Source organism: Chitinophagaceae bacterium C216 (genome assembly GCA_028485475.2).
Classification (GTDB): domain Bacteria; phylum Bacteroidota; class Bacteroidia; order Chitinophagales; family Chitinophagaceae; genus Niabella; species Niabella composti.
In genome coordinates, this window is record CP144143.1 from 2595715 (window position 1) to 2622287 (window position 26573).

Below are 26573 nucleotides of genomic sequence, written 5' to 3' on the forward strand. Positions count from 1 at the left end.
AGAAAATATGAACAGGCTGCTTCCATTCATTGTAATAATAGCCCTCTTGATGCCGATAGTATTAAAGGCACAATTAAAATCCTATACATTTGAAGACATAGACAGCCTCCAAAAAACAGAACCAAAACCTATTTTAATATTCATTTATACCGACTGGTGCAATCATTGTAAACACTTGCAATATACAAGCTTAAAAAATAAAGCCGTTTCAGAAATACTGCATCAGTATTTTTATTTCCTCCCATTCAATGCTGAAGAAAAAAGAGATATCGCATTTGCGGGCACTAAATTTTCGTTTCAACCAACAGGCATTCAAACAGGCATTCATGAGCTCGCAATCAAACTGGGTGTTATTAACGGAGTACTATCCTTTCCCACCCTTGTATTGTTAGATAAAGCGTACAAACCTGTATGGCGCTATAGCGGTTATCTAAATGCGAAGGAATTAAAAACTGTCTTAAACCAATTCTCAGCAAAGCAATAAATAAGCACACCATGATATAACAAAAATGAGGCATGAATATAAATTCATACCTCATAGGAATATATAACTATCTCTGAGGATTATTTTTTCAGATCCTCTTTAATTTCTCTAGCCTTGTCGCCTACTTTCTCGGCTCCCTTCTTAATAGCCTGACCCACATCTTGTGCTTTTTCTTTTGTAGCTTCCGCAGCTTTTTCTACTCCACTTTTGGTAGCCTCAGCAGCTTTGTGCAAGCCATCTTTAGTGGCTTCTGCGCCTTTTTTAACGGCATCACCGGTGGCTTCAGCAGCATTGCTTACACCTTGTTTGGTAGCATCCCAAGCATTTTCAACAGCGGCACCTGCTTTATCAAAGAAAGCACCGGCTTTAGAAACGCGATGTCCTTCTTCCAATACTATACGATCTCCCTCAGCATTTACCACTTCGCCATTAGGTTTTACCACCCATCCATTGTCCAAGGTGATATCTTTCTCCACAACTACCCATTCACCATTGGTATAAACAACAATTTTTCCATCTCTGTTAGAAATATCTCCTTCACTGAAAGTTACGGGAGTTTCTTCCACAATGACAACAGTATCGTTAGATTCAGTTGTATTGTTTGCGGAATCATTACAGGCTGTAATCATACCCGCAACAAATAATAATGCTAGAACTTGTTTCATGTTTTTAAGGTTTAGTTATTTAATAATTTTTATAATATAAATTTAAAAAATAAGAGCGGTAAACCCGCTCTTTACTTATCGGAAATGTTGTTTATTTTATTGATTTTTTTTCTTTTCCTTTTTATCCACAATCACCCCTACTCCGGCTCCAGTGGCTGCACCTACTACGCCACCTACTACACCTCCACCCACACGGTCTTTTTTATTCGCTATAGCACCTATTACAGCTCCGGATGCTGCCCCTACTATGGCCCCTTTAGCAGTATGGCTCATACCTTTTTTCTGTTGCTGTGGAGCAGTAGCAGTTCCTGAAGACGCTTCGGAACCTGAGGCATCTGAATAAGTAGGAGCACTGCTTCCACTACTGCTAGTGCCGCTGCTATTATAGGTGGAGTTGCTACGAGAACTAGTACTTTTACTTTTTGAAGTAGAGCTGCTATTCTGTAACGCCGCAGCATTAGCATTCTGTTCATCTTCTATTTCTGCACGTAATTCATTTTCCATTTTCCATCGTTGATATTCCGCCAGTCCTAGTGTATCTTCCACTTGAACCTGCTGTTCAGCATTCTGATCTTTTTTACGACTAGTACATGCGGCCATCACAATAGCCACTACCAAAAACAATGACAATAATTTACACTTATACATACTCATACAATCAATTTTTGAATTACCTAAACACGATTACGGGTATATAGATAAAAAAACATGCCAAAAGCGTTGCGTCAATGTCTTAAAAAAAACTTAATTCGATAAATTGCTCACTACAAGTAAGATGTATTAATTAAATAAGAGATAATAATAAGATTGGAGATGAACCTTTTTCTTTACATATTCAAAAAACAAAGGCTGTCTTGAGGACAGCCTATTGATAAAAATATGATACCTGTATTGTGAGGATTATTTCATTATTTCTTTAAAACTTCAGCAATGGTTTTTCCGATATCTGCTGGACTACTCACTACATGAATACCACATTCAGCCATAATTTTCATTTTTGCAGCAGCAGTATCATCGGCCCCCCCTACAATAGCACCGGCATGCCCCATTCTACGTCCGGGAGGAGCCGTTTGTCCGGCGATGAAACCCACCACAGGTTTTTTATTCCCGGTTTCTTTAATCCATCTAGCTGCTTCAGCTTCCATTCCGCCACCGATTTCGCCAATCATTACGATAGCATCAGTTTCGGGATCATTCATTAATAACTCTACAGCTTCTTTAGTGGGAGTACCAATAATAGGATCCCCACCGATACCAATTGCAGTGCTGATACCTAATCCAGCTTTAGCAACCTGATCTGCCGCTTCATAGGTAAGCGTACCAGATTTACTCACAATTCCGATGCGTCCTGGCACAAAAACGAAACCGGGCATAATACCCACTTTACATTCGCCAGCTGTTATAACACCCGGACAGTTAGGTCCCACTAATCTGGTTGAAGTACCCTGTAGATAGTTTTTCACTTTTACCATATCCTGTACAGGAATGCCTTCTGTTATACATACTACCAGCTCTACACCTGCATCAGCAGCTTCCATAATGGCATCCGCAGCAAAAGCCGGTGGTACAAAGATGATGCTAACATTTGCACCTGTAGCTTTTACACATTCTGCTACTGTATTAAACACCGGACGGTCTAAATGAGTAGTTCCTCCTTTACCAGGAGTGACACCTCCCACCACATTGGTACCATATTCAATCATTTGCGTTGCGTGAAACGTGCCTTCTGTACCGGTGAAACCCTGCACCAAAACTTTTGAATCTTTATTTACTAAAACTGCCATTGTATATTTTTTCTGATTGGTTACAAAAGTAAGGAAAGCAAAACGCTATCCGGGTATTTTTTAATATTTTATGAGTAAAAACGAATGTTTTGAATACTAGTTTTTATCCTATTTTACCATCTCCATCCATATCTGTCTTAAATTTTTCTTCCAAAGCTTCCTTTACATCATCACTTACATCCTTAGGTATGGTACCGGTTTCCTGGATGGTACGCATATTTTTAGCATCACGCAAAAACTCCGACGCAAAAATAAACTCATTCAATTTCTCGTTATCACTATAAATAATTTCCTTATTGGTTCCCTCCCACTCTTTCTCCCCTTTATGCATATACACGATATGATCTCCTATTTCCATCACACTATTCATGTCATGGGTATTCATAATGGTGGTGGTATTATATTCCTGAGTGATCTCCTGTATCAGCTTATCAATAACAATTGAAGTTTGGGGATCCAGACCTGAGTTAGGCTCATCGCAGAAAAGATATTTCGGATTCAGTACAATAGCTCTAGCGAGTGCTACACGTTTCTGCATACCTCCGCTTATTTCCGAGGGGAATTTTTTATAGGCATCTTCCGCCAGATTTACCCTATCTAATACTTCCTTTACGCGCGCCCTCTTAACGGAATATTTATCGTTGGTAAACATATCCAACGGGAAAATGACATTTTGCTCCACTGTCTGGCTATCAAATAAAGCTGATCCTTGAAACAACATGCCGATTTCTTTACGGATAGCTTTCTTCTCTTCGAGAGACATAGTTAGGTAGTTTTTACCGTCGTATAATACCTCTCCTTCTGTAGGTTGCATCAATCCCACAATACATTTCATCAGCACCGTCTTACCGCTCCCACTCGATCCGATTATCAGATTACATTTTCCGGGTTCCATTACAGCACTGACATCTTTCAGTACTACCTTATCCCCAAAACTCTTCTTAAGATTTTTTATTTCGATCATCGGACTGTATTTGAAGATGCAATAACTTATAACAATAAAGCTGATAAAACGTAGTCTGCCAGCAGTAACAATACGCAGGATACCACAACGGCACGGGTACTGGAGTGTCCTATTTCCAAAGCACCGCCTCTTACATTATACCCGTAAAACGACGGTACGCTGGTAATAATAAAAGCAAAAACGAAACTTTTAGTAAGTGAGAAAAACACATTGTAGCCGTTAAAATCCATCCGCAAACCGTTATCATAAATGGCGGGGTCTATAATACCTGCCATAGAACCGGCCAAACGCCCACCCCATATTCCCAGTATCATAGCAATTACAATCAGCAATGGGATCGTGAGGACTCCGGCCAAAATTTTGGGTAGTATTAGATAAGCTTTAGTATTAATACCCATAATCTCCAACGCATCAATCTGCTCTGTTACCCGCATATTTCCCAACTCACTGGCAATTTTACTACCCACTACACCGGCAAGTACAATGCAGCTCAACGTAGGAGCGAATTCCAGTATCACAGTATCTCTTACTACCTGAGCAATAGTAGATTTTGGTATAATGGGCGATACCAGCTGATAGGCTGTCTGTACGGTGGATACAGCGCCGATGAATACGGATATGATGCTGATGATTCCCAATGACCCCACCCCTATATCATTACACTGAAGCATGAACTGCTTCCAATACATGGCTTTATTCTCGGGCATACGAAACATGCCGCGAAACATACCGAGATACTGTCCGAATTCCTTTAATATCCTCAACTATAAAATGTATTTTGTAGTTAATCGAATATACCTATTTGGCTTTTTTCTTCTTTCCGGATTGCTTGGACTCACATTTCAGCTGCGCATCGATAACAGCAATCAGAGCCATATTTACGATACTGTTTACGGTACTGCCCAATTGCAACAGATGCACAGGCTTCTTCAGCCCCAGCAGAATGGGTCCGATAGCATCGGTAGAACTAATCGCCTTTAGAATATTATAGGCGATATTGCCGGACGCTAAGTTAGGGAAGATTAACGTGTTTACCTCTTTTCCAACCAATTCGCTGAATGGATACATTTCTTTTAACAGTTCGTTATTTAATGCCACATTGGCCTGCATCTCACCATCTACTACCAGCGAGGGGTATTTTTCCTTCACCAATCTTCTGGCTTCAGCTACTAATTTGGCTTCCGGAGTATTGCTACTTCCGAAATTGGAGTAACTGAGCATGGCAATGCGCGGTGTGATATTAAACGCTGCCACTTCTCGGGCAGTAAGTAATACTATTTCTGCCAGCTCTTCTGCTGTAGGATTAATATTAACAGTAGTATCGGCTAGAAACAGAGGACCGCGAGCCGTCATAATCAGATACATTCCTGCTACCTTCTTTACCCCCTCCTCTGTACCGATAATCTGCAATGCAGGACGGATAGCGTCGGAGTATCTTTTGGTTTGTCCGGATATCATACAATCCGCATCGCACATCTCCACCATCATACAACCGAAATGGTTGCGGTCTTGCATTAGCTTAGCAGCTTCGTTAAAGGTATAGCCTTTACGTGCTCTTTTTTCATAGAATATTTTTACATACTCTGCTCTGCGGGCAGCCACTTCTTCACTGCGCGGGTCAATAATGGGAATACCTGATAAGTCGATCTTATTCTCAATAGCGATCTGTTCAATCTGTTTTTTATTTCCTAATAAAGTGGGATAGCCTATTCCTTCATCCAATACAATCTGTGCTGCTTTTAGGATATTCAGGTTCTCTCCTTCCGCAAATACAATACGTTTGGGATTGCTACGGGCTTTAGCACCCAGTACACGCAATACATGATTATCGAGTCCCAGACGCTTGTTGAGTTCTTGTGCATACTGATCCCAATTTTCGATCGTTTTTCTAGCCACTCCACTTTTTATGGCGGCCTTGGCTACTGCAGGTGCTACGGTCGATAACAGTCGGGGATCAAGAGGTTTGGGAATGATATAGTCCGGACCGAAATGCAGGTTTTTCTGATTATAAGCTAGGTTTACGATATCAGGAACAGGTGTTTTAGCCAGTTCAGCTAGCGCTTTTACAGCAGCTAGTTGCATTTCGGTATTTATTTGTGTAGCTCTTACGTCTAATGCTCCTCTGAAGATATAAGGGAAGCCCAATACATTATTTACCTGATTGGGATAATCGCTGCGCCCGGTAGCCATAATCACATCCTTGCGAGCAGTGGTTGCATCCTCCCAGGATATTTCGGGATCGGGATTTGCCATAGCAAACACGATAGGATTTTTTGCCATGCTTTTTACCATAGCCTTGGTTAGCACATTACCGGTGCTTAGTCCGATAAACACATCAGCTCCTTTCATGGCTTCGGCCAGCGAAATATCTTTTTTAGCGGTAGCAAACGGTGCTTTGATTTCGTCCAAGTCTGTGCGCCCTTTATGCAAAGCACCCTTACTATCGAACATTATAAAGTTCTCAGGCTTGGCTCCCATTTGCTGATACAGTAGCACACAGGCCATGGCCGCAGCACCGGCACCATTTACTACAAACTTTACCTTCTCGATTTTTTTCTTCTGCAGTTCTAGTGCATTGAGCAAAGCAGCGGCACTAATAATAGCTGTACCATGCTGATCATCATGCATCACCGGAATTTTCAAGCGTTTCTTCAGCTCACGCTCTATGTAAAAACATCCCGGCGCTTTAATATCTTCAAGATTGATACCTCCGAAGGTGGGTTCAAGAGCCTGAACGATTTCAACAAATTTTTCAGGGTCCTTTTCATTAATTTCAATATCGAATACATCGATATCGGCAAAAATTTTAAACAGCACCCCCTTGCCTTCCATTACTGGTTTTCCGGCTTCGGGGCCGATATCGCCTAACCCTAATACAGCTGTACCATTGCTGATAACAGCCACAAGGTTTCCTTTCGCAGTGTATTTATATACATTTTCCTTATCCGCGGCAATCTCCAGACAGGGTATCGCTACTCCTGGAGAATAGGCGAGTGATAAATCTCTCTGTGTCTTGGCTTTCTTGGTAGGGATTACTTCTATTTTTCCCGGCCTTCCGTTAGCGTGGTATTCCAGGGCTAATTCTTTTCTGAGATTATTTTTTGACATAAATCTTCTATTAAAATGGGCGAAAAGTAAAGCAAATTCAATAAATGCCGGTATAGATTAATTTCTGAATATGCAACAAAATAGCAATATTTGTATAAGATTTTTATGAATATAAGAACAAAAATAAAAGCAATTCATTTTTTCGTGAAAAAACATCCCTAGTATGAAAAATTTGCTCTTTGTCCTAACCCTGATCACCTTATTTACTGCCTGTAAAAAAGACACCGTATCCAATACATACCAGGTATATAAAACCCCTCCCGCAAATTCAGACAGAGAGTTGATTGCCGATTCCACCTTCTTGTATGCTAGAGAAATTTATTTATGGAATGATAAACTGGGAGAATACAATACGTTTAATCCACGAAAGTTTTTAGGTACTGATGAACTTCAGACAGCGCAAAACGTGATGGACGCTATCAAAGCTCGAGAGGTAAGCGACCTTTTCAGCTACGCTACTACCATAGAAGATTCTGAGCAGGGACAAACCGGCAATGGAGAGGACTGGGGGTTCTTTGTCAAGGCCGGATATGCCAATGCTAACGATATTAAATGGTTTATCACTTACGTTTATGCAGCATCCGATGCAGGCCAAAAAGGTGTTAGAAGAGGATGGTATATCGAAAAGCTAAACGGCGTAACCTTAGGTTATGATAACGCGAGTGTAGCAAAGCTGAATGATTTGCTTTTTGGCAGTGCCACTACAGCCGAAATCACTTTTGGTAGACTCGGGCTACCCGATACGACATTTACAGTTAACAAAACCACATTCCAGGCTAATTCTGTATTATTTGCGCGTATATACACTCACACTTCTGGTAAAAGGATAGGATACTTTGTATTCAATCAATTTTTTAATGAAGTATCACGAATAGAACTGGTAAACGTATTTGATTTTTTCCAAAATCAAGGTATCGACGAACTGGTGGTGGATCTGCGCAATAATCTGGGTGGGTCTACCGCTACACAAGATTTGCTTGCCAATCTTATTGCACCCTACAGTGCCAATGGCAAAACCATGTATTACTATGAGTTCAACTCATTACTACAAGAAGATAGGTTTATTCTACTACGAAACAAAGCCAAATTTCCTTGGGTCCAGTTAGACCGAGGCTATTTCTCCAAAGAGGCCAATAAGCTTCCGTTTCGAAAAGAGGGAAGCATTAACTTAAATAGAGTATTCTTTATCGTCTCTAACAATTCAGCTTCAGCAAGTGAGTTACTGATTAATAATCTGAAACCCGTGATGGATGTGCAGCTTATAGGAGATAGTACCCGAGGCAAGTCTGTAGGCTTCTTTCCGGTAAATTTATTAGAAAAGGTTGCGCTATATCCGGTATCATTTCGCACTGTAAACTCTGAGGGAGCAGCGGTGCCACACACAGGCTTCGCACCCAACAAAGTGTCACCCGATGGCGTGCAGTACGATTGGGGAGATACATATGAGCCCTGTTTATATAATGCACTGAGCTATATTATAAATGGAAGCTACCCCACTACCCTTTCCTCAAACGCTACTATAGGACGCTCTGTTGTGGGAGACAAACTGGTAGAGTTGAAACAAATAGAGCCAAGGCCCAAAGTGCCGGGATTGTATATCGAGAATAAATTCTGACAATGTTGAAAACAGCATATAATGCCAGAGGCTTCCTCGGTGTAGGAAGCCTCTTTTTGTATACTCCAGTTATGAATAGCACTATTTTATTAGATACTACTCTCAAAGAGCAGCACTATTGAAACAACGGCAAGTATAAGCGTAGGCGGGTTTTCGAAGAACATACTTTCAATTTACCGTAAAGTACATTGATTGTAGGATGTTCATTTTTAGACGTAAAGCCCGCTTACGCTTATACAATGTTGACAACAGTATTTATTTTTTTACCAATCATTTTTATTGTTATTAGATTGAATTGCTGAATTCATCTCCTTAATGAACTGTGTGAATTCTTCATGAATCAGATTACACGTCTGTACAATAAATTTTTCCATTTTTCTCTTTCCCAGTCCCATCTCGTCACTACTTAGAATAAAGTTTTCTATAGATTGCTCAGTAGTCGTTCCTTCGGCATTTTGACTGAGTTTAATGTTGGATAATGTGTATTTATATCTCCCATCCTTAAACTCCAATACTATACTGAAATTCACTGTATAATTGTAAGGGAATTTCACACCCATTCCCGCATTCATAGTCGACACAATGTCGAAAGAACCTTTTTTAATTAATTTTTCTTTTGGATTGTCTAAGTCAAAATTGTTATTCAAGTATTTATCTATCAACCACTGTTTTGATTTTTGATAAAGATAATTGGCTGATGAGTCAAATTCTACTACACCGATGTAGGCATAGCTGTTCGAAGTAGAGTCAAAAGGAATTAAAATTTCATTTTCTTTGACAGTAAAGCCAAATGCTGTTGTTGAGATCAAAATTAAGATTGATGCGAATAATGTGTTTTTCATTGTATGTGTTTTTATAATTGTTGTCAACAAAGAAAATTATTCAATCCACACTTTCTTTCCAGATAATACACTGAGCGAATCTTTAATTCGTGTAGTATCAATATGGGTATCCTGGTACTCTATATACAATTTATAATTCACCGAATCTTTTGTTTCAATATTGACCGGCCAATTAAGACTCTTCAATTGATTGTATCGCTTAGATGCGCGTGGCTCTTGTGCAACTTCCAAGATAAATCTGTACCCTTGCGAAGTTGCAACAGCAGGTGTTGAAGATTGTACGAGCGAATCCTGTGATGGCAGAATCGTCACTACCTCATCCCCAGTATTCTTTCCATTAAAAGATGCTTCTTCCAAATTACTGCGGCTTTCTTCAGTTGATTTTAGATAAAACCATACCGTAGCAGCTACCGCTAATAGACACAATATGACAATAACTATAGCTGGTTTTTTATTTCTGGGTTTTCTTGTCTCGTCAATGTATGCCTGCGGAATATAATGGCGCTCGGTAATAGGGATATTTTTTTTCCTCTCATTATGTTGATGTTTTGCCTGATGGAATTCAAAAGTTCCATCGAGTCGTTTGGTGATTGTCCCGATACCTTCTATATAATAAGGCTTACCTGTATTCAGAAAAGTAATAATAGCATCCAACTCTGAAGCTAAATCCGATTCAGCCAAAACGCGCATTTTACCTGTTTGCTGAGAAATAAAATCGATTAGCTCGCTATCAAAAGCAGTAACGGTTGCCTGTTCAAAACTAATATTTAGCAAAGAAGTGCCTTTCTTGCTATAATCGACATCAGGATCATAGGTACTATCAGCATGGAAAATTCCCAAACCGGGCAAGCGCAAAGTTTTATTCTCGGTTAAGTACTTAATTAGCAACGGAGCAAGTCTCATCCTTATAATTATTTATGTCCACTTAGAATTTTTCCTCTTGGACGGTTTTCGATTAACAGATGAAGAGCTGTAAGTAATAACATTACCTCATATTATCATGTCCTATTACACCTACAGACTATTTGAAAACGGCAGAAATACGGAATATTCTACCGTTAACATTGGCAAAGGGCTCGACTTATCTCTTAAATAATTGATAATGACGATATCGCAATATAATAGATTTTTTGCGTGATGCCAAAATCAGATAATGCAGAAGAATATATATTAAATATGAAGATATTTTATTTAAAATATTCAATCAAATAAGTTTATAACTTTGAACTTACATGGACTCGAAAACCATATATACGAAAGAAGAAGAACAGTTTATCAAATACTGGGAACAGAATCGACTGAAAAAGAAGAAGTTATTGAAAGCAATGCTATGGGGGCTCCCTTCAGGACTTATTCTGTTTGTAGCCATTTTACTAAACTTTTTCAGCGGATGGTATAAACGGGCTAGCATGGTGGCCAATGCCGATCCTTCTTTATTAGTAATTTTATTAATTGCTGGAATAATAATTGTTGCATTTACCGTGATATTCTCGTCTTCCCATAAATGGGATCGTAACGAAGCTTATTATCAAGAATTAATAAATAGAAAAATAAACCTTTAATCATTTAAAAAAACATTTTGATGAAAAAAGCGATTTGGACACCTGCGATTGCAATCATGTCGGCGATAACTCTTGCCGCCTGCTTTAAAAGTAATGATGTACCTCCATGTACGCCTTACACACTAGAACAAGATAGACATATTATCGATTCATTCATCGATGTCCAAGAGCTGCATTATATGTCTTTCAACACTGACTTTAACATGTACACCGGCATAGTGAGTATGGGCGATGGACAAATTCCTAGTGACGATGCCAAGATAGCTTTTAAATACACTATAAAACTGATGAATGGATCTACAATATTTACATCAGATAGCTTGTATTTAAATCCTCAAACAGGAGGCAAACTCACCCCTGCAGACTTTAAGTCCACAAACTCCACCCCTACACTTGAATATTACTTCCTCAAGAGAGTAGGAAAAGGAGGCGTAATGAAGGTTATTGTTCCTTCCCGCATAGGAGCCGATTGTAGAGACCAAAAACTGCAAAACGGTAACACTCTTCCAGCACATGCACAATTGATTTATGATTTTACTTTAACAGGTGTAGACCAAGGAACAGTAACCCCATAAGAATATGAGAAGATATTTAATGTTATTGGTCCTAACTGCGGCCATTATCGGAAGCTGTTCTAAAAAGGAGAAACCCTGTGTTTCAAAATCGGTGGAAGAAGAGTTACCGGCCATGAAAAAATATGCCGAGGACAATTCCATCAACTACCAACAGCATGAATCCGGTATTCTTTATGAAATTATTGAACCCGGAACCGGAGCGCAGCCTACCAGTTCAAGTACTGTAAAAGCGAAGTATGAAGGAAGATTTTTAAATGGCCAAAAGTTTGATGAAAGTACTGACGGTGTGTCTTTCAATCTTTCACAAGTAATCCCTGGCTGGACAACCATTGTGCCTTTACTCAAAGAAGGAGGGAAAATGAAAGTGATTATCCCCTCTTCTCTGGCCTATGATTGCCATCCTTACTATCCGGCCTTTCATAACAAACCTTTATACTTCTCGATCGAGCTATTAGAAGTGGAATAAATATAGGACTGCATTACATTTGTTTTTAAAGCCCGATGAATTTCGGGCTTTTTTATTTTAAAGCTTAAGAACTGCAGGGCTTTCGCTTAAATTTGCCGCAGAAACCACACTTATGCATTACGAGCCTATATCGGTATTCGACATGTTGAAGATTGGCGTAGGACCGTCTAGTTCTCACACACTGGGTCCTTGGCGTGCAGCTGAAAGGTTTGTGGAAGAATTAGAATTACAGGCTCCGCTGCAGCAGGTGCTACGTGTACAGATTTTCTTATATGGCTCGCTGGCTAAAACAGGTATTGGTCACGGAACAGATATTGCTGTACAACTGGGGCTTTCAGGATTTGACCCGGTAACTTTTGATGTAGCACAAATCACTGCTACCATTCAACATATCGCCGATCAAAAGCAATTGATATTACACGGAACGCACCGCATACAATTTAATCCAACGGAAGATATTGTTTTCTTGTATCAGGAGACACTGCCGTATCATTCCAATGGATTGCGTTTTACTGCCACACTTGAAAATGGGAACACCATAACCGAAACCTATTACTCCATCGGAGGCGGCTTCGTCAAAAAGAAAGGAGAAGTAATTTCCGCTAAAAAAACTACACCTCCTTTCCCTATTAATGATGCAGAAGACCTTTTGAAGTGGTGCATCAAAACCGGACTAGCCATTCATGAAATCGTTTATGAAAACGAGCAAGCATGGCGCACTGAAGAAACTATTCGTACAGACATTCTTAAAATATGGCAGGTAATGAAGGACTGTGTCTACCGCGGATGCCATACTAGCGGCGTGTTGCCGGGAGGCTTGAATGTGCGTAGACGGGCTGCCGACCTAAATAAGAGATTGCTTCAGGGAGCCGTGTATAACAATTACGATGAATGGGTACAAAATATTCGCAAAGGTGGCAATCATTTTCAATACACACTGGACTGGGTAAGTTGTTTTGCACTTGCCGTAAATGAGGAAAATGCTTCCTTTGGCCGCGTAGTCACTGCTCCTACCAATGGATCAGCCGGCGTCATCCCTGCTGTTTTACACTATTACATTATCTTCTGCCATCAGGACAATACAATTCCGGAAGAAGATAAGGTTATGCACTTTCTGATGACTGCTGCGGAAATCGGAAGTATCTTTAAAAAGGAAGCTACCATTTCTGCCGCTATGGGAGGTTGCCAAGCCGAGATAGGCGTATCCTCATCCATGGCTGCAGCCGCGCTTACCGAAGCATTGGGTGGCACCCAAAAACAGGCTTTAATGGCTGCGGAAATTGCGATGGAACATCATCTAGGAATGACCTGCGATCCTGTACGTGGTTTGGTACAGGTCCCCTGTATTGAGCGCAATACCATGGGAGCAATAAAAGCCATTACCGCCAGTCAGCTGGCCTTGCAAAGCACTCCCGACTTTGCACGTGTATCGCTGGATGATGTTATCAAAACCATGTGGGAGACCGCAAAAGACATGAACTTTAAATACAAGGAAACAGCTGACGGAGGGCTTGCCGTAAACGTTCCCATAAGCCATCCGGAATGCTGATATTCGCAATTCAAAAACGAATTTTAATAATGACAAGAAACGAACTTCTTCAGCAGATTCAAACAAAAAGATCTTATTTGTGTGTAGGATTAGATACGGATATCAATAAAATTCCTGCTCATTTAAGAAATCATCCCGACGCAATATTTGAATTTAATAAAGCCATTATCGATGCTACACGCGATTTGTGTGTATCGTATAAAATCAACACTGCATTTTATGAAGCATATGGAGTAAGGGGTTGGCAAGCGCTGGAAAAAACGGTGCATTATATCGGTAATGAACATTTTAAAATTGCCGATGCCAAACGCGGCGACATTGGTAATACATCCGATCAGTATGCGAAAGCTTTTTTTGAAAATCTACCTTTCGATGCGGTTACTGTAGCTCCTTACATGGGAAGCGACAGTGTACAGCCCTTTCTGAAATACGAAGGGAAATGGGCTATAGTATTAGGGTTAACCTCTAATAAAGGTGCAGCCGATTTTGAACTGCAGTCTTGCGGAGATGAACTCCTATACGAAAAAGTATTGAAAACCGTTTCGCAATGGGGTACGCCCGAAAATTTGATGTTTGTAGTAGGTGCCACACAATCCGATTCCTTTATCAATATCAGAAAACTCATCCCTGATCATTTTTTGCTGGTTCCCGGTGTAGGCGCACAAGGCGGAAGCCTTCAGGAGATTTCTGAGAAAGCTATGAATGCAAGCTGTGGACTACTGGTAAATGTAAGTAGAGATATTATTTATGCCGGATCTGACGAAAATTTTGCTGTTGCCGCCCGAAATAAGGCAATAAATTATCAAAAAGAGATGCACAAATATTTGAAATAGTTTCAAATTCTCTATATTTGCGCCTCTGTAACACTTTCCATTTATGGAAAGTAACGAATGAAACTAAAGAGTTATTCATTCGGTTGGTCCGGTAGCTCAGCTGGATAGAGCAACTGCCTTCTAAGCAGTAGGTCATTGGTTCGAATCCAATCCGGATCACAAAATTTTCCAAGCCGCTTCGATAAGCGGCTTTTATTTTATATCTCTTCTCTTTCCATGCATTTCACTCCTATCCAACTTTTATTTAGGTCAATACAAAAAATTTATCCATAAAAAAAACAGGTGAAGGAACTGAGACTTACAATTCATTCACCTGTTTCATCTATGAAATGTGGAGGATATCGGAGTCGAACCGACGACCTCTTGCATGCCATGCAAGCGCTCTAGCCAGCTGAGCTAATCCCCCATAAAGAGCTAAAGCCGTCTCTTTAAACGGTGAGCGAAATTAAAGGAATCGAACAATTTATCCAACAAAAAAATTCAGCAGCTCTCTATTTTTTTGTTATGGAAGATGGAATTTCTGTCTCACGAATAGAGGCGGCGGCTTTTCTTAACAGAGCGGCCAATTTCTTATCTATTTTGCGGCCAACCATTCTTGTGGTAGCTTCTCGCACTACAAAAGGCACTACCAGTCTAGGTAACCATCCGGCACGTTTCAACAATACTTTGCCTATAAAAAATTCCACCGATCTTTTAATACCGAATTTCACAAGCGGATTAGTGGTATTTCCCTTCAAAGTGTTGCGGGCAATACCCCCAATGGCAGCAAACGGATTCAACTCATCTTTTAACGCATTAAAAGAGGCTCCAATTTTAGCTTTGCTCATTTGCAGGCGGACTTTTAATCGTTCCTTTTCCTGCAACAACTCTTCATAATTATTAATGTCTGGTTTACCCATAAATAGCTTTTATTATGACGTTTCTGATAAATGGGTGCAGCAATTTTTTCGTCAACAATAATACAAGCAGTAGCAATACAAAAAGCCCTCCGGCTACTATAAAAAATCCTAGTGTTGGATTACCTAATTTTTGTCCTATCCACCAACTTACACCCATGCATACAAAAAACATTGCGAAAAATAATAAAGCAGCTACGAAAAATGTAATCAGCAGTGAGGCAGCCAAGCTACTCCCTTTATCTGCAATTCGTATAACGGAAAGCCGATAGTAAGTTTTGGCTATTTCCTCTACATTGCTGGCAATGTCTTCTACCTTATCTTTTATTTCAAACATAGGACTGGTTTTTATAGATCATTAAACAAAAAAGGCTGTCCGTACAACAGATCATAAGCCCATTTGCCATGATTGATGCTACTGACAACCTTTCCGAGCTATTTAATTAGCCCAGTTTATTTGCAAATTCATCTGCTTGGCCTGTAAACTCTCCGGCTTTCTCCTTAGCTTTATTAAGACCAGATTTTGCCTTAGTGATGGCTTTTTGGGACAAGTCTGCAAGACTTTCTTTGCCCGACTCATACAGGCTACCTAGAGAATCTGCCCATTCTGACGCGGTATTTTTAATTTTTCTCCTAGCCTTTTTGCCTTCTTCGGTATAATATAATAAACCAATGGCTACCCCGGCAAGTGCAGCCCCTACGATGCCCAGCAAAATTTTATCCCTGTTTTTCATAATAGTTCATTTTAGAATGAAGTAATAGTTTTCTATAATGAAGCCTAAAAATCGTACCAAAAAAACTTTTATGTAAATATTTGATACAAAATATCTTAAAAGCCTCTTAAAAACTTTTAATCACCTAGATTTTCTACTTCTTTGTTTAGCCAACGCTTCACCGCTGCTGTAGTAACCGACTTGGGTCGTTCGATAGGCATACCCAGCGCTCTATCCCAACATAGGCTGGATAGTACGCCCAAGGCACGGCTTACAGCAAAGAGCACAGTATAGTATTCATACTCTACCAATCCATAATGCACTAAAAGAGCACCACTATGTGCATCTACATTTGGCCATGGATTTTTTACTTTACCTAATGATTGTAGGATGGGCGGCACGGTTTCATAAATACGCCATACCGTATTTACCAGCGGATCATCAGGCATGTGCTTTTTACCAAACTCCATCTGAGCAATGAAGCGAGGATCGGTTTTTCTAAGTACAGCATGGCCATAACCCGGTACGACCTTACCCTCGGCAAGGGTTTTTTCTACGTATTGTTTGATTTGTTCTGATGTGGGCGATTCGGTTTTCAACTCTCGCTGCATCTCAAAAATCCATTTTATCACTTCCTGATTAGCTAGGCCATGTAACGGCCCTGCCAAACCATTCATACCGGCAGCATAGCTGAGGTAAGGATCGCTGAGGGCAGATCCTACGAGGTGTGTAGTGTGTGCTGAAACATTTCCGCCTTCATGATCGGCATGGATAACCATGTATAGGCGCATTAATTCTTTGAACTCTTCATCATCGTATCCCAGCATGTGGGCAAAGTTTCCAGCCCAATCTAATAAGCCATCGGGATGTAATATTTTACCTTCCTTGTATTTTCTACGATATACATAAGCAGCAATATGCGGGATGCGAGCAATCAAGTCTAACGTGTCTTCAAAAGTGGCTTCCCAGTAATCCTTTTTACTCATGCCGGCTGCATATCTTTTTGCAAATACACTCTCGGCCTGCAAAGCCATAATACCTACCACAAACATGGTCATGGGATGCGTCTCGGTAGGCAATGCTTTCATGGTTTCATAAACATACATAGGCACGTGACTACGGCGCTGCAAAATAGCACTCAGCGTATCCACTTCCTCCTTAGTAGGAATTTCTCCTACCAGCATCAGATAAAATAAGGCTTCGGGTAATGGCTCCCCGCCTTCCTTAGCTTTGGGAAGTTTTTGTCTTAATTCGTCTATGGTATGCCTTCTAAATCGTATTCCATCCTGCGCATCTAGTAAAGAAGTTTCACTAATCAATGCGATCATGCCCCGCATTCCCTGGTATATCTGAGACAGTTTTATTTCACCGATAACGGTATCACCATGCTCTTTCAGTATTTGTTTTATTTCCTCGCCCAGCTTATCAGCCTGTGCTTTAAACTTTTGTTTCAGCATTTCCATAACACATTATTATTTTATACGGTAAGCGTTCGCCCTAAAGATAATTAATGACAAATGGTTCAACAAATTATATAATAATTTATTTAACAAGAAAACCGCGCAAACGTTTACGCAAGATGTAAAAACTATGATAAAATATCCCCTTTTATATCGTATCTGCCTTTACCTAAGTTAGGCTTATTTAGGGGTATCTCTATATAGCTTTAAAGACACAAAAAAGAAGATTATATTGGGCAGCCAGGCGGCCACTAAGGGCGGAAAATTTCCTTTAACAGAAAATACAGTAGAAAACTGGTCGGCAATGATAAATGCAGCAGCAATTACAATTCCTAATGCCAAGTGCAATCCACTTCCGCCGCGTGTTTTTCGGCTGGCCACCACGGCACCTATAAAGGTAAGCAATAGTACAGTGATCGGTGTAGCCGTACGCTTGTATCTCTCCACTTTCAAGGAGTTCAACCCCTCCGTACCTCTCAGCTCTTCTTTTTCGATATACTTTACCAACTGAGGTGTTGTGAGTTTGTCTTTTAGATACTCATCCCGTACCAGCTCGGTGGGCAAAATGCTGAGTTGGATTGTTTTTTCAGTATACCGCTTTTCCCTTTCTCCGAGACTGTCCACATACCGTTCTACTACATTCTTCCCAATCCATTTGCCCTTGCCACCGGTAGTATCCCATCGTATAGACTCTGCACGCAGGTTATACACTACTTTTCCATTTCGCACGCGGTTCATAAAAAAGGTGCCGCTGGTTCGTGTTTGGGCATTGTAGTTTTTCACACCCATGTAGGCTGTACTGTCAATCCGCTTAAAGAAACAGTTGTAACAACTCGTTTCCTGACGGTTTTTCAAGGGATTGTTCTTATCCAGCTTTTCCTGCATGAAAGTAGTATAGAGTACATTGGCTTTCGGTATAAAATAAAAACGTCCTACAAAAAGAATAAGCGCTAGAAATACGCCCCCAATAATATAAGGACGTAGAAACCGATTGAAAGAAATACCACTTGCAAGAATGGCGATAACCTCACTACGCATCGCCATTTTACTGGTAAAGAATATAACAGCTATAAAAACGAAAAGCGGGAATAATAAACTCCAGATATAGGGAATAAATCCTACATAGTATTGTGTAAATATTTCCCAGTTACTGAGACCCGTTTTTACAAAATCGTCCGTCTTCTCACTACTATCTACCGCTACCGCGATAACGGTAAACAGCAACATGCAGAACACAAACGTGACCAGCAGACGTTTTAATATAAACCAGTCTAACTTCTTCATTCAGCTGCCAAAAATATATGAAATCCGACACTTGTAATGACGGATTTTATGCTTTATAATGGATTTATATAATTTTTAGTCTTTGACATAGCTTTCCGTCTGATTCGCTACCCCTCAACGCCATCTATAACCTTGTTTTTAGCTTAATAATCATTTCATTTTTCCAGGTAGCATAGTCGCCTGCAATAATATGCTTACGGGCCTCACCTACCAGCCACAAATAAAAACATAGATTGTGTACACTTGCGATGGTTAGTGCCAGTATTTCGCCTGCTTTAAATAGATGTCTCAGGTAGGCTTTACTGTAATAACGGCTCATCTCGCAGGGCAACTCTTCATCGATGGGAGAAAAGTCGTACTCCCATTTCTTATTATCAATATTGATGACACCTTGAGTGGTAAAAAGCATGGCGTTCCGCCCGTTACGCGTGGGCATTACACAGTCGAACATATCCACGCCCATTCCGATACACTCCAGTATATTCCATGGTGTACCAACCCCCATCAGATAACGGGGTTTATCCTTAGGTAATAACTGACAGCACCAGTCACAAATTTCGTACATTACCGGCTCGGGCTCTCCCACACTCAGTCCCCCAATAGCGTTCCCTGGAGCATCCTTGGAGGCAATATATTCACAAGATTGCTTACGCAAATCCTTATAGGTGGCCCCCTGTACTATGGGGAATAGATTTTGCGTATAACCATACTTATCAGGCGTGGCGTTGAATTGGGCTACACATCTGTCTAGCCAACGATGAGTAAGCTCCATGCTCTTACGGGCATAACCATATTCACTTCCTCCAGGGGGACATTCATCAAATGCCATGATGATGTCTCCGCCAATACTGCGTTGTATATCCATCACCCTCTCAGGCGTAAACAAATGTTTACTCCCATCAATATGTGACTGAAAAGTCACACCTTCTTCTTTAATTTTTCGGGTTCCAGCCAAAGAAAATACCTGATACCCACCACTATCCGTTAAAATAGGCCGCTCCCAATGATTAAATCGGTGCAAACCTCCTGCTTGCTCCAAAACATCTGTACCGGGTCTTAAATACAAGTGGTAAGTATTGCCTAAGATAATTTGGGCCTTCACGTCATTCAGCAATTGTTGCTGCGCAACGGCCTTTACACTACCCACCGTACCTACCGGCATAAATATTGGGGTTTCGATCTGACCGTGATCCGTGGTTATAACGCCGGCTCTGGCCGACGTAGTGCTATCCGTATGCTGTACTTGAAAACTTAATCTTGCCATTTGTGGCAAAAGTAAACAGTTAGATTATATATTTGCTTGTATGCTATTTTCTACTGCTTATATAATTTTTCTATTATTAGCATTTTTCAGTTTTTGTCTGATCTTTTATTACCTTTTTTTCTTTGCCCGCTTAGCTTTTTACAAAACTCCTACTTCTGAAGCTGCTCCCCCCCCTGCTCCCTACTCAATAATAGTTTGTGCCAGAAACGAACAATATAATCTGGAGAAAAACATACCCCACCTTTTGCAACAGCAATACACCAATGAATACGAAGTACTGGTGGTAAACGATAATTCGGAAGATAACACCAAACATGTGATGCAATGGCTGTCGCGCAATTATTCCAGATTACGGGTTATTAATCTTGAAAAACAACACAAAGAAAGCGTGGGTAAAAAATATCCGCTATCCATTGGCATTCGCGAGGCCCGAAACGAGCATTTATTGCTTACCGATGCCGATTGTGTGCCCGCATCTCCATTATGGGCAGCTCACATGCAAAGCGCTTATTACAAATCCGAAATTGAAATTGTACTGGGTTATGGCGCTTATGAAAAACATCCGGGACTGCTCAATAAAATCATCCGTTGGGAAACCTTTCACTCCGCATTGCAATATCTTTCATATGCATTGGCCGGCGTTCCCTACATGGGTGTAGGCCGAAATCTAAGCTATAAAAAAACTTTATTTAATAAACATAAAGGGTTTGCAAGTATTAATTATATACCCGGCGGCGACGATGATTTATTTATAAGTAAAGCCGCCACGCGTCGCAATACAGCTATTATGATTGAACCCCAGGCCCACACTATCAGTGTTCCCAAGAAAAAATGGAAAGAATGGCGCCATCAAAAGACCAGGCATTATAGCACTTCAAAGTATTACAAATTCAAGCATAAGTTGTTATTGGGACTATATAGTCTATCGCATTTTTTATTCTATCCGTTACTTATTGCCACGGCGCTACTTTATAACTGGCAAGTAGCATTAGGCATATTGATTGTAAAATCGGCCGTACAATATTTTATCTTTTCTAAAGCCATGAAAAAACTGAATGAAATAGATTTGCAGGGTTGGATTTTACTGATGGATGTATGGATGTTCTTTTACTACCTCTTTTTCGCTCCTACACTCTGGAAAAAAGAAAAAAAGACTTGGTAAAACATAAAAATGCCAACAGCATAATGCTACCGATATCCACTTGATATTAATACTTTTGCTTTTCATGGAGATTATTTTAAAATACTTCGCTGATTTTACCGATACTCAGCTAAAGCAGCTGGAGGCCTTGGATGCTTTGTACAAAGACTGGAATGAAAAAATTAACGTTATCAGTCGCAAAGACATTGGTAGTTTGTATGAAAGGCATGTTCTTCATTCTTTAAGCATTGCTGCTGCCTATAACTTCGATGCAGGCAATACCGTGTTGGATTTGGGCTGTGGAGGGGGATTCCCCGGGATTCCTCTGGCTATATTTTTCCCCGAGGTACAGTTTCATATGGTAGACAGCATTGCCAAAAAACTGAAAGTAGTTGAGGCAGTAGCCAACGCTATCGGCCTGAAAAATATAACCACCCAGCATACCAGAGTAGAGGCCATAAAGGATAAAAAATTCGATTATGTAGTGTCGCGAGCGGTAGCTCCACTTAAAGATTTGTGGCGATGGAGCAAACCCATTATTAGCAAAAACAATGCTCAACGTAGTGAGGATACCCCTGCTCCTGGCCTTATTTGTTTAAAAGGTGGAGATTTGGCGCTGGAAATACAACAGAGCGGTACCCGGCCTTATATCACCTCTATTATAGACCTTTTTCCTGAACCTTATTTTGAAGAAAAATACATCCTGTATGTGCCCAAGTAAGCACCTACAGGCCGCCAATTGGCGAAGTGCGGACTTGAATTGAGCAAAAGTTCAATTCAGAACCGAACGAATCCCAAGCTGTCAGCCTTTTTGTAAATTTACTAAAAAACAAAAGCGACCAGCCATATGCGGATAGGGAAGTAGAATTTCAATTTAGCAATTAACCCCGCATTTCACCAAGCTGATGTGCCTGTTGCACAACTCAAAAATAATGTAAGATATTGATAAAAACTAGTATGTGTAGCATGGTTTTTGTATAGTTATGATTATGCAAGGACGTAAACATTTTTCACCTCAATTGTTTTATCAGACCAGCTTAGAGCTACTGGTTCCTCAAGATAATTTTTATAGAATACTCCAAAAAGAACTAAATCTTCATTTTTTATACAAAGCCACTTCTGCATTTTATGGCAAAGAAGGACAAGAAAGTATAGATCCTGTTGTGTTTTTTAAGATACTGCTGGTTGGTTATTTGAATAATATCAATAGCGACAGAGCATTGCTCTGTTATTGCGCAGACAGTTTGAGTATTCGTTTGTTTTTAGGATATGACTTAGACGAAGAACTGCCATGGCACAGCACGATAAGCAGAACGCGTCAACTCTATGGCGAAGAAGTATTCTTGAATTTGTTTCAAGAAGTATTGAAAATGTGTATCCACAAAGGCATGGTACGCGGCAAGCGCCAATGTGTGGATAGCGCTTTTATCAAAGCCAATGCAAGTATGGATAGTTTGGTGGAAAAAGAAATCATAGCCGATGCGAAGACTTATACAGAAGAACTCAACACGCACTCGGACTATCAAGTTACCCCGCAAAAGCAGAAGGAAGTCGAACAACATCACGTTTGGAAACAAGAAGCATATAAGGATATGCCAGGATCACGCAAAACACTTCAAATAGATGAAGATGGAGAAGAAATCCGTCCCAAGTTTTTTCTTCTGTCGGATTAGTCCAATTCCCAATGTCAAAAGTCCAAAAGTCAGTATTGCAATACCAACATACAAAATGAAAATTAGTCCTGTCGGTTCGGTAATTTGTCTGCCGATAGCTGCCGCAAAGAAGCCTAAGCTAATTGTAATGGCTGAAATCGGGAATGAAAGTCGGGCAAACCATTTCCAACGATTGGACAAAGAAGCGTGGTCTGCGAAGAGTTGAGCAACTAACGCAAGAATGACCAAAACACCTGCGTGGGCGTGTCCTGCACGGAACATTGATTTTTGGAAGTCCGTTAATTGCAAATGTTCCTGTTGTCCGCTTAAAACGGTGAGCAAAAAATACCCACCGTAAATGATTGTCGGAACGGAAAGCAAAATGTAACCGCTTATTTTTCTTGCTTCGTTTGTCATAGCTGTTAGTGTTTAAAGGTTGTTGGTGCTTTGTCCAATTTACTTTTAATAAAAATCAAAGCGGTTTCTTCGTTCTTCATAAACGGAATTTCTTTGCCGTCTTTTTCTTTGATGAGTTCAACAGTTTCGGTCAGCACACCTTCTTCGTAGTTGTAGTTTTGCGTAATTCTAAACTTGTTATACGGCATAAACTTACTTGCATTTGGAACATACATTATCAAAACGGATTTACGAAATTCTGCGTCTGTTGTTCCCGTTCCGTTGCCAAGCGATGAATTGATAGTTGCTTGCACTTTTCCGTCAATCAGATTTTGGTAAGCAACTTCAAAATACATTGTCTGGTCTCTGTCACCCGCTTTGCCGTCATAGTCGGGGTGAATACGGTGCAATGATTTAACGGATTTCCAATGATTGTCGTAGCGTTTTTGAACAACGTCAAATTGGTAATCATAACTTTCTGCTCGCAACCATTGTCCGTTTTCGTATCGGTATGCTTTGCTGACACCGTTCCAAATAATTGTGTAGGTGTCGTCCAACTCAACGGAACGGTTAAGTGGAACGATTACTTGTTTTGAAGTGCTGCAACTCGCCAAAATCATAAAAGCAATTGCAGTAGCGGAAAAAATTATCTTTTTCATTCTGAAACTTTTTTAGTGAAACATTAAATTTTACACTGCAAAAGTCTCAAAGGTGAATAAAGAAGAAATTGACAAATGTTACAATCGCTACTTGTAAGCAATTTTTTTCCGTAGTCGGCTCAAGCTTTCCCGTTCAAGACCTAAGTAGGAAGCAATATGATATAACGGTATTCTGTCAAGAATGTGAGGTTGGTTTTCAAGTAAGTCAAGGTAACGTTGCTCTCCGTCTAAAAACAAAAAGCTCTCAACACGTTGGGTTGTCAGCTTGTAAGATTGTTCGGCTATCATTCTGCCAAAGCGTTCCCAATTTTGCGATTGGTTGTAGGCATTTTGTAAAGCGGATAAATTGAATGTTACAATTTCAGCGTCTTCCAATGCCTGAATGAAGTAGCGGCTGGGTTTACTTTGTAAAAAGCTGTCATAGTCCGTTACAAATTCATTTTCAAATGCAAAATGCGTGTTGATTTCCTTTCCGTCTGCAAGGTAATAAGTTCTGAAACAGCCTTGATTGATAAAGCCGATTTCGTGACAAATTTTTCCTTCGGTCAAAAAGTAGTCTTTCGCTTTAAGTTGTTTTGTCTTTAAAAAGGGTTCAAAAAGCGAACAGTCCTTTTCTGTCAGAAAGGAAACTTGTGTCAGCCAATTTTTAAATATTTTAAAGTCGCTCATTGTCCTGTGTTCGTTGGTCTGTGGGGGTGTCGTCTAAGGTTGCCTATAACGTTCCCACGCTTGGCGTTCGTGCGGGATTTCGGAGCACAAAACTGTCAACCTACCACAAAAGCCCAACTGGAAAACTGAACTTGAATGTAAGCACGTCACCCCGCATGACGCCAAACGTGTGTTAGCGGTACGGCATTTTTTATTCATACTCATTTTTAGCAATAATCATCAATTGTGTCACCACCTGTCCATTCAAGTCCTTGTGCAACGGTAAATTGTTTTTCTGCTCCTTCCCTTTGAAAAAATGTCCCAAGACTATTGTGAACAAAAACGTCTTTTTGATATGTTATTTCTGCCAATGAATAAGATTTTACAGGATTATCGTCACTACTTTTGCACATAATCCATATTGTATTTTCGTCATTGGAAAGTGCAAAATGCTCAATTATTGAACTCGTATATTGGTTTTTGGAAAATATACTCCCTGCTTTTAGGTTTGAAGTATAGTCAGCAATTGGCTTATGAGTGATTGTCTTTGGACAACAAGGAAATTCGCTTGGTGTTTTCCAATTTCGGGCTATTTGAACAGCGTTTGGGGTTAGTGAATTTATAAATTCTAATTCTTCAGCTACATTGGCAGTGAATTGATTTGATAAACTTCTATTGTAAATCCATTCACCTAAAGTGCCACCTTGAAAAGGTTTATCACTTTTTGCCCAAGCTAATAATCTTTCTTTGCTCGCTTGAGCTTCTTGGATACTAACCGTACACATCCAGTCATATTTTGGGTCAGAGAATTTGTCTCGGAATTTTGAGGGGTCTGCTAGAAATTCTTCAACGCTACCGCAAACAAGTTCAATACGTCTTGCAGTAATTGGGTTAAGTAATATATTTTCTAATCTCGTTACCCACCGTAGATTTTCTGGTCGGTTATTTTGCTTGTTTGTGTCAATGTGGTCAACAACGTGTTCTTTTGTTGGTGCTTCTCCGAGAAATGCGGTCGCAACAATTCTGTGAATGCGAACAGAAGCAATTTCTAAATATCCTGTCCTGATGTTTAGTTTGCCAAAAGTCCAATTGTTGTCGGTTGGTCGTTGACGTTTCTCATTAAGAGGATGGCGTAAAACTGCTCCGTTGTCACGAACAGAATAACGCTCATCTTTATAAAAGCACATTACTTCATTTTTAAAGTCGTCAACACAAACACTCATAATATTACTCAATATATACGGATTACTAATCTTTCATCTTCTTTTCCCCATTGTACTTGCCAAGTTCTTCCGTCAACTTGGTCAAGCAAAATGAAAGTGTATATGTTAGTGGTTGGATAAAGAAAAAATCTGCCATTTTTCTCTTCGTCCTTATTTACCAGAGAGATGTCTGATAGTGTACTCTCAAATCTATATTCCTTCCCTTTATTACTCCATTGAACTTGCCACATTTTACCATTTCTTGTATCTAGTTTGATAAATGTGTACATATTTCTTGTTGAAAACAGTCTATATGTAACGGCAGTGTCCGTAGAAATAATTTGTGTAGGGACTTCTGATGTCGTTTGTGCAAACGAGAAGTTTGAAGCTACTAAAAGAAGTAGTGTAATTAATGTCGTTTTCATTATGTCATATTTCTATGTCTTTCGTTTGATGTAGTGTCGTTGTATGCTGACCGTCAACGTTTTACGGCTTGGCGTAGTGGGGTTTTTCAGAACTAAAGTTCATACGAAGCACAGAGTTCAAATTTAACACAAAGTTTCATACGAAGAACGTCCGCCCCATTACGCCAAACCGCTGTTACCGGCTGGTGTTCTGTCGTCCGTCCTTGCAAACCATTGTCAATAGTACGCTTCACCGTCCTTGTCGTGTCGGTTTGTGCGGTTGCGTATTTTTTATTTTCAGAAGGGAGGGAAGGTTTTTTTAATTCAATTTTGTCAGGGTGGGACAGGCACACTCTTTGCCAAGCTTTGGTTTGTGCGTTGGCTGGTGCGGCTTGGTAATGTGTGTG

The 26573-nt window shown here is 40.2% G+C and carries 29 protein-coding genes, 2 tRNA genes and 1 pseudogene; 11 read left to right on the plus strand and 21 right to left on the minus strand.

The window, feature by feature from the left end:
* Positions 1 to 7 precede the first annotated feature (7 nt).
* On the plus strand, positions 8 to 484 hold the full coding sequence (locus tag PIECOFPK_RS10995) for a thioredoxin family protein (RefSeq protein WP_330975163.1): 477 nt from the start codon (positions 8 to 10) through the stop codon (positions 482 to 484).
* Between the two features lie 80 nt (positions 485 to 564).
* Here the strand turns inward: PIECOFPK_RS10995 and PIECOFPK_RS11000 are convergent, their stop codons facing one another.
* The 7 genes and pseudogenes from PIECOFPK_RS11000 to PIECOFPK_RS11030 form a co-directional block, all read right to left on the minus strand.
* Positions 565 to 1149 (minus strand): DUF6799 domain-containing protein, encoded by a 585-nt coding sequence (locus PIECOFPK_RS11000; RefSeq protein ID WP_330975162.1) that lies wholly within the window; start codon positions 1147 to 1149, stop codon positions 565 to 567.
* A gap of 96 nt (positions 1150 to 1245) precedes the next feature.
* Positions 1246 to 1803 (minus strand): YMGG-like glycine zipper-containing protein, encoded by a 558-nt coding sequence (locus tag PIECOFPK_RS11005; RefSeq protein ID WP_409965883.1) that lies wholly within the window; start codon positions 1801 to 1803, stop codon positions 1246 to 1248.
* Between the two features lie 254 nt (positions 1804 to 2057).
* Complete coding sequence (sucD, locus tag PIECOFPK_RS11010; RefSeq protein WP_330975160.1) at positions 2058 to 2933, minus strand: succinate--CoA ligase subunit alpha; 876 nt, start codon at positions 2931 to 2933, stop codon at positions 2058 to 2060.
* A gap of 103 nt (positions 2934 to 3036) precedes the next feature.
* Positions 3037 to 3897: an ABC transporter ATP-binding protein gene (locus PIECOFPK_RS11015; protein WP_330975159.1), complete on the minus strand. Its 861-nt coding sequence runs from the start codon at positions 3895 to 3897 to the stop codon at positions 3037 to 3039.
* 26 nt (positions 3898 to 3923) lie between these two features.
* Entirely contained in the window at positions 3924 to 4661 is a 738-nt protein-coding gene (locus tag PIECOFPK_RS11020) for an MlaE family ABC transporter permease (protein ID WP_330975158.1), read from the minus strand.
* A gap of 34 nt (positions 4662 to 4695) precedes the next feature.
* The gene (locus PIECOFPK_RS11025) at positions 4696 to 5793 is read right to left on the minus strand and encodes a phosphate acyltransferase (protein ID WP_409966820.1); all 1098 of its coding nucleotides are present in this window, start codon (positions 5791 to 5793) and stop codon (positions 4696 to 4698) included.
* Positions 5773 to 7005: pseudogene (locus tag PIECOFPK_RS11030) on the minus strand (malic enzyme-like NAD(P)-binding protein); the annotation flags it as partial. The gene PIECOFPK_RS11025 and the pseudogene PIECOFPK_RS11030, both read right to left, overlap by 21 nt.
* A gap of 163 nt (positions 7006 to 7168) precedes the next feature.
* Here PIECOFPK_RS11030 and PIECOFPK_RS11035 point away from each other — a divergent pair.
* A complete protein-coding gene (locus tag PIECOFPK_RS11035; RefSeq protein ID WP_409965884.1) occupies positions 7169 to 8620 on the plus strand; it encodes a S41 family peptidase in 1452 nt (483 codons plus the stop codon).
* 263 nt (positions 8621 to 8883) lie between these two features.
* On the opposite strand, the gene PIECOFPK_RS11040 is transcribed toward PIECOFPK_RS11035, so the two are convergent.
* Positions 8884 to 9429, minus strand: coding sequence for a DUF4468 domain-containing protein (locus PIECOFPK_RS11040; RefSeq protein ID WP_409965885.1), 546 nt, complete (start codon positions 9427 to 9429; stop codon positions 8884 to 8886).
* Between the two features lie 69 nt (positions 9430 to 9498).
* Positions 9499 to 10365, minus strand: coding sequence for a hypothetical protein (locus tag PIECOFPK_RS11045; RefSeq protein ID WP_330975155.1), 867 nt, complete (start codon positions 10363 to 10365; stop codon positions 9499 to 9501).
* Positions 10366 to 10694: 329 nt separating this feature from the next.
* On the opposite strand from PIECOFPK_RS11045, the gene PIECOFPK_RS11050 reads away from it, so the two are divergent.
* From PIECOFPK_RS11050 to PIECOFPK_RS11075, 6 genes are all read left to right on the plus strand, one after another.
* Entirely contained in the window at positions 10695 to 11024 is a 330-nt protein-coding gene (locus tag PIECOFPK_RS11050; RefSeq protein WP_409965886.1) for a hypothetical protein, read from the plus strand.
* A 20-nt stretch (positions 11025 to 11044) separates the two neighbouring features.
* Positions 11045 to 11599 (plus strand): hypothetical protein, encoded by a 555-nt coding sequence (locus tag PIECOFPK_RS11055; protein ID WP_330975153.1) that lies wholly within the window; start codon positions 11045 to 11047, stop codon positions 11597 to 11599.
* A gap of 4 nt (positions 11600 to 11603) precedes the next feature.
* Positions 11604 to 12065, plus strand: coding sequence for an FKBP-type peptidyl-prolyl cis-trans isomerase (locus tag PIECOFPK_RS11060; RefSeq protein ID WP_330975152.1), 462 nt, complete (start codon positions 11604 to 11606; stop codon positions 12063 to 12065).
* Positions 12066 to 12177: 112 nt separating this feature from the next.
* Positions 12178 to 13614: an L-serine ammonia-lyase gene (locus PIECOFPK_RS11065; RefSeq protein WP_409965887.1), complete on the plus strand. Its 1437-nt coding sequence runs from the start codon at positions 12178 to 12180 to the stop codon at positions 13612 to 13614.
* 29 nt (positions 13615 to 13643) lie between these two features.
* The gene (pyrF, locus tag PIECOFPK_RS11070; RefSeq protein WP_409965888.1) at positions 13644 to 14447 is read left to right on the plus strand and encodes an orotidine-5'-phosphate decarboxylase; all 804 of its coding nucleotides are present in this window, start codon (positions 13644 to 13646) and stop codon (positions 14445 to 14447) included.
* An 85-nt stretch (positions 14448 to 14532) separates the two neighbouring features.
* Positions 14533 to 14606, plus strand: a tRNA-Arg gene (locus tag PIECOFPK_RS11075).
* A gap of 173 nt (positions 14607 to 14779) precedes the next feature.
* Here PIECOFPK_RS11075 and PIECOFPK_RS11080 read toward each other — a convergent pair.
* From PIECOFPK_RS11080 to tgt, 7 genes are all read right to left on the minus strand, one after another.
* Positions 14780 to 14853, minus strand: a tRNA-Ala gene (locus PIECOFPK_RS11080).
* 85 nt (positions 14854 to 14938) lie between these two features.
* The gene (locus tag PIECOFPK_RS11085) at positions 14939 to 15346 is read right to left on the minus strand and encodes a hypothetical protein (RefSeq protein ID WP_330975149.1); all 408 of its coding nucleotides are present in this window, start codon (positions 15344 to 15346) and stop codon (positions 14939 to 14941) included.
* Positions 15339 to 15680, minus strand: coding sequence for a phage holin family protein (locus PIECOFPK_RS11090; RefSeq protein WP_330975148.1), 342 nt, complete (start codon positions 15678 to 15680; stop codon positions 15339 to 15341). Before PIECOFPK_RS11090 ends, PIECOFPK_RS11085 begins: the two co-directional genes overlap by 8 nt.
* 106 nt (positions 15681 to 15786) lie before the next feature.
* Complete coding sequence (locus tag PIECOFPK_RS11095) at positions 15787 to 16077, minus strand: YtxH domain-containing protein (protein WP_330975147.1); 291 nt, start codon at positions 16075 to 16077, stop codon at positions 15787 to 15789.
* A 116-nt stretch (positions 16078 to 16193) separates the two neighbouring features.
* On the minus strand, positions 16194 to 17519 hold the full coding sequence (locus PIECOFPK_RS11100; RefSeq protein ID WP_330975146.1) for a citrate (Si)-synthase, eukaryotic: 1326 nt from the start codon (positions 17517 to 17519) through the stop codon (positions 16194 to 16196).
* Positions 17520 to 17696: 177 nt separating this feature from the next.
* A complete protein-coding gene (locus tag PIECOFPK_RS11105) occupies positions 17697 to 18800 on the minus strand; it encodes an LptF/LptG family permease (protein ID WP_330975145.1) in 1104 nt (367 codons plus the stop codon).
* A 124-nt stretch (positions 18801 to 18924) separates the two neighbouring features.
* Positions 18925 to 20064, minus strand: a complete 1140-nt coding sequence (gene tgt / locus PIECOFPK_RS11110; RefSeq protein WP_330975144.1) for a tRNA guanosine(34) transglycosylase Tgt — start codon at positions 20062 to 20064, stop codon at positions 18925 to 18927.
* Positions 20065 to 20104: 40 nt separating this feature from the next.
* On the opposite strand from tgt, the gene PIECOFPK_RS11115 reads away from it, so the two are divergent.
* From PIECOFPK_RS11115 to PIECOFPK_RS11125, 3 genes are all read left to right on the plus strand, one after another.
* Positions 20105 to 21226: a glycosyltransferase gene (locus PIECOFPK_RS11115; RefSeq protein ID WP_409965889.1), complete on the plus strand. Its 1122-nt coding sequence runs from the start codon at positions 20105 to 20107 to the stop codon at positions 21224 to 21226.
* Between the two features lie 64 nt (positions 21227 to 21290).
* A complete protein-coding gene (gene rsmG, locus PIECOFPK_RS11120) occupies positions 21291 to 21926 on the plus strand; it encodes a 16S rRNA (guanine(527)-N(7))-methyltransferase RsmG (RefSeq protein WP_409965890.1) in 636 nt (211 codons plus the stop codon).
* A gap of 268 nt (positions 21927 to 22194) precedes the next feature.
* Positions 22195 to 22878 (plus strand): transposase, encoded by a 684-nt coding sequence (locus tag PIECOFPK_RS11125; protein ID WP_409965891.1) that lies wholly within the window; start codon positions 22195 to 22197, stop codon positions 22876 to 22878.
* Here the strand turns inward: PIECOFPK_RS11125 and PIECOFPK_RS11130 are convergent.
* The 5 genes from PIECOFPK_RS11130 to PIECOFPK_RS11150 form a co-directional block, all read right to left on the minus strand.
* Positions 22807 to 23274: a hypothetical protein gene (locus PIECOFPK_RS11130; RefSeq protein WP_330975140.1), complete on the minus strand. Its 468-nt coding sequence runs from the start codon at positions 23272 to 23274 to the stop codon at positions 22807 to 22809. The genes PIECOFPK_RS11125 and PIECOFPK_RS11130 overlap by 72 nt on opposite strands.
* A gap of 5 nt (positions 23275 to 23279) precedes the next feature.
* Entirely contained in the window at positions 23280 to 23912 is a 633-nt protein-coding gene (locus PIECOFPK_RS11135; protein ID WP_409965892.1) for a hypothetical protein, read from the minus strand.
* 87 nt (positions 23913 to 23999) lie between these two features.
* Positions 24000 to 24581, minus strand: a complete 582-nt coding sequence (locus tag PIECOFPK_RS11140) for a Crp/Fnr family transcriptional regulator (protein ID WP_116876868.1) — start codon at positions 24579 to 24581, stop codon at positions 24000 to 24002.
* Between the two features lie 206 nt (positions 24582 to 24787).
* Positions 24788 to 25795, minus strand: coding sequence for an HNH endonuclease signature motif containing protein (locus PIECOFPK_RS11145; protein WP_409965893.1), 1008 nt, complete (start codon positions 25793 to 25795; stop codon positions 24788 to 24790).
* Positions 25792 to 26187 carry a hypothetical protein gene (locus PIECOFPK_RS11150; RefSeq protein ID WP_409965894.1) on the minus strand — a complete coding sequence of 132 codons (396 nt, stop codon included), beginning with the start codon at positions 26185 to 26187 and terminating at the stop codon, positions 25792 to 25794. Before PIECOFPK_RS11150 ends, PIECOFPK_RS11145 begins: the two co-directional genes overlap by 4 nt.
* Between the last annotated feature and the right edge of the window lie 386 nt (positions 26188 to 26573).